The sequence below is a fragment of the Chitinophaga sp. GbtcB8 genome (assembly GCF_019091455.1).
In the GTDB taxonomy this organism is placed as follows: domain Bacteria; phylum Bacteroidota; class Bacteroidia; order Chitinophagales; family Chitinophagaceae; genus Chitinophaga.
This window is the reverse complement of the sequence record NZ_JAGXJN010000072.1, coordinates 1-8446: the sequence shown is the minus strand read 5'-3', so window position 1 is coordinate 8446 and position 8446 is coordinate 1. Positions and strand designations below refer to the sequence as shown.

The 8446-nt window shown below is 47.7% G+C and carries 8 protein-coding genes; 3 read left to right on the top strand and 5 right to left on the bottom strand.

What is annotated here, in order from left to right; genetic code table 11:
- Nucleotides 1-172, top strand: a 172-nt coding sequence (locus KVT36_RS31200; RefSeq protein ID WP_217607339.1) for a DUF4256 domain-containing protein, incomplete at its 5' end; no start/stop codon positions are given.
- On the opposite strand, the gene KVT36_RS31195 is transcribed toward KVT36_RS31200, so the two are convergent.
- On the bottom strand, nucleotides 173-1183 hold the full coding sequence (locus tag KVT36_RS31195) for a hypothetical protein (protein ID WP_217607337.1): 1011 nt from the start codon (nucleotides 1181-1183) through the stop codon (nucleotides 173-175).
- Between the two features lie 140 nt (nucleotides 1184-1323).
- Between KVT36_RS31195 and KVT36_RS31190 the strand changes: the two genes are divergently transcribed.
- Nucleotides 1324-2754 carry an arylsulfatase gene (locus KVT36_RS31190; protein WP_254640278.1) on the top strand — a complete coding sequence of 477 codons (1431 nt, stop codon included), beginning with the start codon at nucleotides 1324-1326 and terminating at the stop codon, nucleotides 2752-2754.
- A gap of 5 nt (nucleotides 2755-2759) precedes the next feature.
- On the opposite strand, the gene KVT36_RS31185 is transcribed toward KVT36_RS31190, so the two are convergent.
- From KVT36_RS31185 to KVT36_RS31170, 4 genes are all read right to left on the bottom strand, one after another.
- The gene (locus KVT36_RS31185) at nucleotides 2760-3185 is read right to left on the bottom strand and encodes a hypothetical protein (RefSeq protein ID WP_217607336.1); all 426 of its coding nucleotides are present in this window, start codon (nucleotides 3183-3185) and stop codon (nucleotides 2760-2762) included.
- Nucleotides 3186-3314: 129 nt separating this feature from the next.
- Nucleotides 3315-4472: a hypothetical protein gene (locus KVT36_RS31180; RefSeq protein WP_217607335.1), complete on the bottom strand. Its 1158-nt coding sequence runs from the start codon at nucleotides 4470-4472 to the stop codon at nucleotides 3315-3317.
- A gap of 12 nt (nucleotides 4473-4484) precedes the next feature.
- Nucleotides 4485-4763, bottom strand: a complete 279-nt coding sequence (locus tag KVT36_RS31175; protein ID WP_089911371.1) for a SelT/SelW/SelH family protein — start codon at nucleotides 4761-4763, stop codon at nucleotides 4485-4487.
- A 130-nt stretch (nucleotides 4764-4893) separates the two neighbouring features.
- On the bottom strand, nucleotides 4894-6126 hold the full coding sequence (locus KVT36_RS31170) for a TCR/Tet family MFS transporter (RefSeq protein WP_217607334.1): 1233 nt from the start codon (nucleotides 6124-6126) through the stop codon (nucleotides 4894-4896).
- A 297-nt stretch (nucleotides 6127-6423) separates the two neighbouring features.
- Here KVT36_RS31170 and KVT36_RS31165 point away from each other — a divergent pair, with 297 nt between their 5' ends.
- Nucleotides 6424-8415, top strand: coding sequence for an ATP-binding protein (locus tag KVT36_RS31165; RefSeq protein ID WP_217607333.1), 1992 nt, complete (start codon nucleotides 6424-6426; stop codon nucleotides 8413-8415).
- The last annotated feature ends 31 nt before the right edge of the window (nucleotides 8416-8446 follow it).

The window sequence follows — 8446 nt, the reverse complement described above, 5'->3', positions numbered from 1 at the left end:
GCTTGGAAATTTCGATACTAAAACGTCGGGCGGGGGGAAAACACCTGCTGAGGTCAGGAAACACGGTGGCGCCATCTTTTGTGACCGCCGTTATGATCACGTTTTTATGTATCATAACGGTGCATCCTCTTACTATGCTGCCCGGGGATTCCGCGGCGCACTAAGGGTTTAACTAAAACCGCCACCTCACTCCTGCATTGGCACCAAGCCCGCCTATATTGATATAAGATTTAAAATCATTGGCGGGCTTGTTATCATCCTTATACGTTGTTTTAGCCCCGCTTTGCCCGGTGGGTGTATTGGAATTCTGATCAATGGTGGTTACATATTCTGTATTCCTTTCAGCAGTTGTCAGATCATTTAAACTGCGTTGCTGTGTGCTGATAACCTGGTTGGTGGCCAGGTTCACTACAGCTGTTTTTTCGTCGTACACTGTTACCTCTTTCTTTTTACTTTTTGCAGGTACATTGCGGTATTCTGCTTCTACAAAAACATCCAGCCGCGAACATACGGGCATGGATACACCCAGCGCACCCTGGAATCCCAGGGTAATGTTGGGATGCACTTCTTCCTCCCGGTGAATGGTTGTTTGCGCCACAACACCCGTGCTCACCGGTGTGCTGGTTTGGGCGTCTGTTTCAATATGCAGGCGGCCCCAGTAAGGTACTACCAGTCCAAACCGTACGTACGGGTTTATTTTTTCATAACCCGGGCTGATCACAATGCTGGGTGCAAAATCCAGCGCATTGGCATAACCATGCGACTCAATACTACCGGCTACCTGGCCACTGCCTTGTACAGTAGTAAGCTGCCGGGTCATGAGATTCTTCTTGCTGTGGTAGTAATTGAAAGCTGCTTCTACTGAAACATACTTGCTGAAAAACCAGCCAAAAGTAATACCTCCCCTGGCGCCTGCGCCATAAGAGCCGGTAAGAACTTTGTCTGATACTACCGTGCTGGCGCCTGTGGCCGGGTTATAGGTGCTGCGTACATCATGCGGCGCATAAGGTCCTACATCCGGGAACTGCCCGGGAAATACACTAAAAAAATAACCGCCGCTAACTTTCAGGTAAAATTTGGAAGAAGGTACAACGTTGTAATCCTTTTTTACATCCTGGGCTAATAACGGGTTAAAGCAGGTTAGCATAAACGTAACCGTGCAAAGCAAAGAAATGCGCTTCATAAGATATTGTTTTGGTTAACTCATAAACATGGCCGTATTGGAAGTTAACGATTATACGTTGCAAAATCAAAAATTTAATGTGTATATTGTCTACCTGAGTAGTAGACTAGATTAAAAATATAGCAATCTTTACAACCACTATGCAAACGGATACTCAACCCAAACAGGTGCTGCGCCTGGTTTTGCTGGCCATGATCTTTTTCGCTCAAACTGCTGTTGCACAGCAGCCGTCTAACGGACACAAGCGTACGAACATCATTTTTATTATTGCAGATGACCTGGGTTATGGTAACCTGTCGTGTTATAATAAAAGCAGCCGTTTCCCCACACCAAATATTGATGGTCTGGCTGCGCAGGGCACACGGTTCACGCAATTTTATGCCGGCAGCCCGGTGTGCGCCCCCTCCCGCTGTGCATTAATGACCGGCTACCACATGGGGCATGCCTATATACGCGGTAATGCCAACCAGCACCTGCGCCCGGAAGATACTACGCTGGCGCAGCGCCTGCAGGCCAACGGATATGCTACCGGTATGTTTGGTAAATGGGGACTGGGTGAAGAGAACGATAGCGGTGCGCCGCAATTCAAAGGTTTTGATGAGTTTTTCGGTTACCTGAACCAAACACATGCACATCATTACTTTACAGATCATTTATTTGAGCTGAAGAATAAACAGCTGAAACAGGTGGCCACGGATTCCCAGTACAGTCATGACCTGATCATGGCGCATGCGCTGGATTTTGTACATGCGCATAAAGACGGCCCGTTCTTTTTATTTCTGCCGGTAACTATTCCGCATGCGGAGCTGTTACTGCCCAAACAATACCTGCAGCCTTTCCTGAATGCGGATGGCAGCAGCAAATTTGCGCCGGAAACACCTTTTGTACAAACGGGTAAAGGAACCTATCATAGCCAGCCCCAACCGCATGCAGCCTTTGCTGCCATGGTCACCAGGCTGGATTCCGATGTGGGCCGCCTGATGCAGCTCTTGAAAGAATTAAACCTGGAAGATGATACCTATGTTTTCTTTACCAGCGATAATGGCCCGCATAAGGAAGGCGGCGCAGACCCGGAGTATTTCAACAGCAGCGGTCCGTTACGGGGTATTAAGCGGGATGTATATGAAGGTGGTATTCGTGTGCCCATGATCGTGAGAGCGCCGGGTAAAGTGCCGGCAGGCCGTACCAGCAACCAGGTATGGGCTTTCTGGGATGTGCTGCCTACACTTTGCGGGTTAACGAACACCGCTGTGCCTGGCAATACAGACGGTTTATCTTTTGCACCGGCCATCCAGGGAAAACCACAAGGGCAACAGCATGATCACCTGTTCTGGCAGTTCAATGAAGGATTGTTAAAACAGGCCGTATTAAAGGATAACTGGAAGCTGGTGCGGTTTAAGAAAAAAGATCAGCCGGAAGTGCTGGAGCTGTATAATATCAATAAGGATCTTGGCGAAAAGCATAACCTGGCAGCTCAATACCCGGACCGGGTGAAGGCTTTGCAGGTGCTGCTGAAACAGTCTGTGTCGCCGGCGCAAAATGCAGCTTTTGACTGGTCAGATCTTCAATGAGTTAATTATGCCTTTTTCATAGTCCAGGTGCCAAAGATGGCCAGTTCATGGGAAAAACCATCGCCATCTATATACTGCCGCGTAATTTCCCATTTGCCAGCAAACAGGTCCTCTTCAAAAAAGCCGCTGTAATGTATTTCATGTGAGGGTATGGAAGGCACGTGGGTAACTTCGTTATTTTCTTCCGTGTACCAGAAATGATCATACCGTTTCAGGAAGCTGATGAAATTTCCTTCCATAAAACCTTCTATAATGGCTGGATTGGTGGCGCCTCCGCCCTTTTCATCATCAATGCAATGACCTTTTACCAGGCCATCCTTCACTTCCATATCCATGCTGAAAGCTACGCAGATGTCCCGCCGGTCCTGAAAATAATTTTCTTCGTACGTGTACTCCCCTTCCCAGTTGCCGGAAAAAAATATATCACTCATGGTCCCAACGTATTAACAATACGAATATGCTAAATAAATCTTCCCCGGGCAACTGATTTGATTATTTTTTCATGCTCTCCCCTGCCCTGCCCTGCTAAAAGCTAAATGCTAAAGGCTTAAAGTTCAGCCTTAAAACGCTTCTGCCAGTGACAAATACAAGCCGGACTGCCGTGGTTCGCCGGGCCGTTTTTCGCCCCAGCCATAATCCATACGAATGGTTAAGCGGGCGCTTTCATCGTAGAACCATCGGCCGCCAATACCATAGTTGGGCTTAAAGCTGCCAAAATCAAAATTATGATTGTTAAATACGGAGCCGGTACCGCCAAAAGCCACCAGCGCAAACTTGGGCTGCATATGCACAAACCAGATGTTGATAGGGATCTTTGGATCCCAGAAATAACGGTACTCCGCCTGGAAAGCCAGGTAATTCTGATCCCGGTAACGGCCGGCGTAGTAACCGCGCATCAGCAGGTCGTTGCCCATTTCAGATAAGAGGTAGAAGGGTATCTGGCTGCCCTGCACCGTACTATAGTTAATATTTAAAGCAAGGGTGCTTTTACGGGAGATGGGTATGAAATGTTTTCCCTGGGCTTCTATCTTCCACAAAGCGCGGGTGCTGAAAATATCAGGCGCATAAGCTACGTTTAGCCGTGCCCAGGAGCCGTTGGTGGTGTAGTTCTGGTTATCACGGTTATCGTAAATACCGGTGAGGCCAATGAAAGTGTAGTAACCACCGGATTTATCCACCAGCGCCAGCCCGGGGTAAATGCCCTTATTGTCTTTTGAATCATAGGCATCGTGCTGGTATAATAGCGAAGCGCCGGCATAAAAGTGGCCGCCAATGCGCCGCTCCCCTTCCAGCTGTACCTTATAACGTTTATTGTTCAGCAGGGATTGATCTGCCTTATGGGTAGTATCGCCAATGCCATAAAAGTAGATGGGATAATCGTGGTAACGCAGGTTACTCTTAAAATGCCATAGATTGGCATGCGTCCAGATATCTGTTTTCAGATCTATCTTCCACTGTTTTTTGGTAGTAATGGAAGGTATGAGGTTAATGGTGGAGTTACGTGTAAGCGGATCCGGGTGTTTGTTATCTGTATAAAAAGAATACAGCATGGCCGCACCTATTTCCAGCCCCTTTTCCTGGGAATAACCCGCTACCGGCAGCGGGAAAAAGCTGTGGCGGCGGATAATGGTGTCCTTAAGCACATAGGGCGTGTCCTGCGCTGCTGCTCCCATAACGGATAACAGCAGTATAACGATAACGGTTAATCTTTTTTGCATGCTGATTGTTTACTACTTCCTGTCTGAATGACCCAGGCTTTTACCGGGAGCCACCTTGTCACGTACCATCTGCTTTAGTTCCTTGATCTCCGGGAAATGTCCCAGCTCCTTTCTATCCAACAGCTTTTCATCTGCTATATAAATAATAAAGCTGCCGGCCACTTCGCTGGGGCGTAATGTAACGCCTCCTAATTCATCGGCGAACGTTGTCAGCAATTCCTGTGCCATCCAGGCGGAACGCATGAGCCATCCGCATTTTGGGCAATATTCTATGGTGATAATTGGTTTCATTGTAATTAATAATTAAGAATGGATAATTAGCAATTGAAGTACTAAATTATTGAATATTAATGCAGCACTTGTGATACCGAATACTAAATCATTGAATATTAGGCAACCTGAAGTACTTATTAACTATTAATTATTCATTTTTAATTGTCCTGCGATCATGTGCTTCCAGGGATGGGCGGCATAAAAACAAGGCTGTTAGTGTAAGGATACCGCCAGCTACGAAAGGCATACCCGGGAAATAAACCTTTGCGGTTGGTTTGGAGAACCAGGCAAACAGGTTGGTCATAATGGGTGGGCCTATTACGGCCGTAAGGCTCATTAAGCTGGTAAGCGCGCCTTGCAGCTCGCCCTGTTCTGTGGGCGGCACTTCACTGGAAATAACACCCTGCAAAGCCGGGCCGCAAATGCCTCCCAGGCAGTACGGCACCAGGAAGGCAAACAACATCCAGCCTTTATTGGCAAAGCCAAATAACAGCATGCCGAAAGTATAGAACAATAGTCCCAGGTAAATAGACCATTTCTGTCCCAGCTTGGGAATGGTCCACCGGATCAGCACTCCCTGCACAATACCTACCAGCAGGCCTACAAAGCCCAGGGAGTAACCTACCCAGGTTTCGTTCCAGCCGAATTTGAACATGGTATAATAGCTCCAGGTACTTTGTACGGCATGTGCAGCTATATAGATCAGGATCAGGGAGGCGATTAAACCGGTTATTACGGGGTAGCGGAACAGGTGCCAGAGGGAACCTACCGGGTTAGCGCGCTGCCAGCTGAAGGGGCGGCGGTTTTCCGGCAATAAGGATTCCGGCAGTATGAAGTAGCCATAGAGTACATTCATGAACGTTAGTGCGGCTGCTGCCAGGAAAGGCGCGCGCGGCCCCCAGTGGCTGAAAAGCCCGCCAATTACCGGTCCTATAATAAAGCCCATACCAAATGCAGCGCCTACCAAGCCAAAGTTCTGCGCTCTTTTTTCCGGGGGGCTTACATCTGCAATGTATGCTGTGGCCGTAGTAAAACTGGCGCCGGTAGCACCCGCAATTACACGGCCTAAGAACAGCCAGCCAATAGTGGGTGCAAAAGCCAGGAACAGGTAATCAAAACCAAAACCCAGCAGCGCCAGTAATAATACGGGACGCCTGCCATAACGGTCGCTTAGCCCGCCTACAATGGGAGAGCAAAAGAACTGCGTAATGGCAAATGCAAATAATAGCCAGCCGCCGTATTGGGAAGCTTCGCTCAGGCCTTTACCGGTAAGGTGCTCAATAAGCTTGGGCATTACGGGAATGATGATACCAAAACCGATAACATCAATCAGCACGGTTACAAAAATGAACCCCAGGGCGGAATTCCGTTTGACTGTCATGTGGCGGAAAAATTTGGGCGCAAGATATTTAATTAATAATGAACAATGAATAATGAATAATAATATAAGCGGAAAAGCAAAGCGGGAACATGATTACTTCATAAGATAGTGGTTATTAAATTATTAATCATTCATAGCTCATTACTAACTGTTTGCCAGCTATACAATAAAGGCCGCCGGTGGTCCATTTATTTTTGATTCCTGGGCATTTAGCCGTATTTTTATTCGTCGAATGGTTATAATCCACTAATAACCATTGCTTTGGGGACCTTTTATTGATTAACCACCGGGACATACATGAGAGTACATTTTTTCCTATACCTGGTACTTACCTGTATTTTTTCTTTTCGGGTAAACCTGGGTTTTACTATGCCACCGGCTAACCCTGCCGACAGCCTGCAGCAAGCATTGTATACGCATGCACAAAGGGATACGGTAAGGGTACAGCTGTTGAATAAACTGGGCCGGGTATATTTTACCAGCGACCCGGGAAAGACAACGCTCTATGCTACAGAAGCCCTGCACCTGAGCGACAGCCTGCAATACACGGAAGGCACCATACTGGCTACCCGCAACCTGGCGCTGGTAGAAAATACCAGGGGCAACCTGGATAAACAGATGGATATGACCCTCACTGCACTGCGACTGGCTGAAAAGAACGGTCAGCTGCATATGACAGGCATCCTCAATAATGATATCGGTAATATTTTAATAGAGCAGAACAATCCTGTACAGGCACTCCCCTACCTGAAGCGCTCTTTAAAAATAAAGAAGCAGTTCAATGAGCAGACCGAGATTGCCAAAACGCTGAATAACATTGGCTCCTGTTATATGCAGCTGCAAAAGCTGGATTCTGCATTATACTTCCTGCGTGAATCGGAACACCTGAAACTGAGCATGGGCAATACGCGGGGACTGGGTTTTACCTATGAAAATATGGGGCTCATCTACCTGCAGAAAGGCGAGTACGAAACTTCCCAGCAATACCTGGAAAGGTCCATGGGTTATTATAAGGCCACTGAAAACCAGGCAGGCATTGGTAAATCATGGCTTAACCTGGCCAAGGTAAATACCCTGCTGCAGCATTATACCATTGCTGCCGGCCAGCTGGAAGAAGCCGCCCGTGTGAATGTTAGCCAGAAGAATGCGAAGAATGAAATGATCTATTACCAGTACCTGGCGCAGCTGGATTCTTCACGGGGCGACTATATTACAGCCCTGCAGCACTATAATACCTACACTTCCCTGAAGGAAAAATATTTTGCGGTAGAAAAGGCATTGTCTATTGCCAATACCCGCGAAAAATATGAATCTGAAAAGCGGCAGCGGGAAAACCATCTGCTGAAAGCCGCACAGCAAATACACCTTTCCACCATTCACCAGCAGCGTATACTGGTAGCGGTCTGCGCGTTCTTATTATTGATCCTGCTTGTGATCACGGTGATGCTGTACCGCTTATACAAACGGCAGCAGGAGCTGTACCGGCAGCTGAATAGTAAGAACGAGGAAGTATCTCAGCAGAACCGCATTATCATGGAGCAGAATGTGAAGCTGGGCAGCTTAAACCAGGTGAAGGACAAGATCTTTTCTGTGATCTCGCATGACCTGCGCTCTCCCCTGGCCATCCTGGAAGGCATGCTGTTCCTGCTGCGCGACCGGAAAATGTCAACAGAGGAATTCCGCACTTTTGCGGATGACCTCTGGCGCGATATGAAAAATACCGCCTACATGATGGATAACCTGCTGAACTGGGCCAGCTCGCAGATGAAGGGCATCCGCACCAAACCGGATGAATTTGAATTTACCGGGATGGTAAGGCGGGAGATTGAATTGCTGCAATCCCTGGCGCGGCAGAAAGAGGTAACCCTTACCCATCATTTACAGCAGCCGGTAACGGTATTTGCCGATCCGGATATGATGAAGCTGGTACTGCGCAACCTGATCAGCAATGCCATTAAGTTCACGCCCGGCGGCGGAAATATTGAGGTGCTGGCGCATATTAAAGGTACTTACCTGGAAATATGTGTGCAGGATAATGGTGTTGGCATACCAGATAAAGATCAGCATAAAGTATTCTCCAATATTTATTATTCCATGCCTGGCACCCGTCATGAAAAAGGCTGCGGGTTGGGGCTGCCGCTTTCCAAAGATTTTGTGGAGCTGAATAAAGGCGCCATCTGGTTCCACAGCCAGCCGGGGATCACCAGCTTTTGTTTTACGATCCCTTTATCTGAGGAAGATGCTAATCAGCAGGGGCATATGGCGAGGAAGAAGAAACAACTTTTATAATGTGCAGATGTGCAGATATGCAAATGTGCAG

Excerpts from the sequence above, each read along its gene's own strand:
- KVT36_RS31195 (WP_217607337.1), bottom strand. The coding sequence starts at position 1,183 with ATGAAGCGCATTTCTTTGCTTTGCACGGTTACGTTTATGCTAACCTGC.
- KVT36_RS31190 (WP_254640278.1), top strand. The coding sequence starts at position 1,324 with ATGCAAACGGATACTCAACCCAAACAGGTGCTGCGCCTGGTTTTGCTG.
- KVT36_RS31185 (WP_217607336.1), bottom strand. The coding sequence starts at position 3,185 with ATGAGTGATATATTTTTTTCCGGCAACTGGGAAGGGGAGTACACGTAC.
- KVT36_RS31180 (WP_217607335.1), bottom strand. The coding sequence starts at position 4,472 with ATGCAAAAAAGATTAACCGTTATCGTTATACTGCTGTTATCCGTTATG.
- KVT36_RS31175 (WP_089911371.1), bottom strand. The coding sequence starts at position 4,763 with ATGAAACCAATTATCACCATAGAATATTGCCCAAAATGCGGATGGCTC.
- KVT36_RS31170 (WP_217607334.1), bottom strand. The coding sequence starts at position 6,126 with ATGACAGTCAAACGGAATTCCGCCCTGGGGTTCATTTTTGTAACCGTG.
- KVT36_RS31165 (WP_217607333.1), top strand. The coding sequence starts at position 6,424 with ATGAGAGTACATTTTTTCCTATACCTGGTACTTACCTGTATTTTTTCT.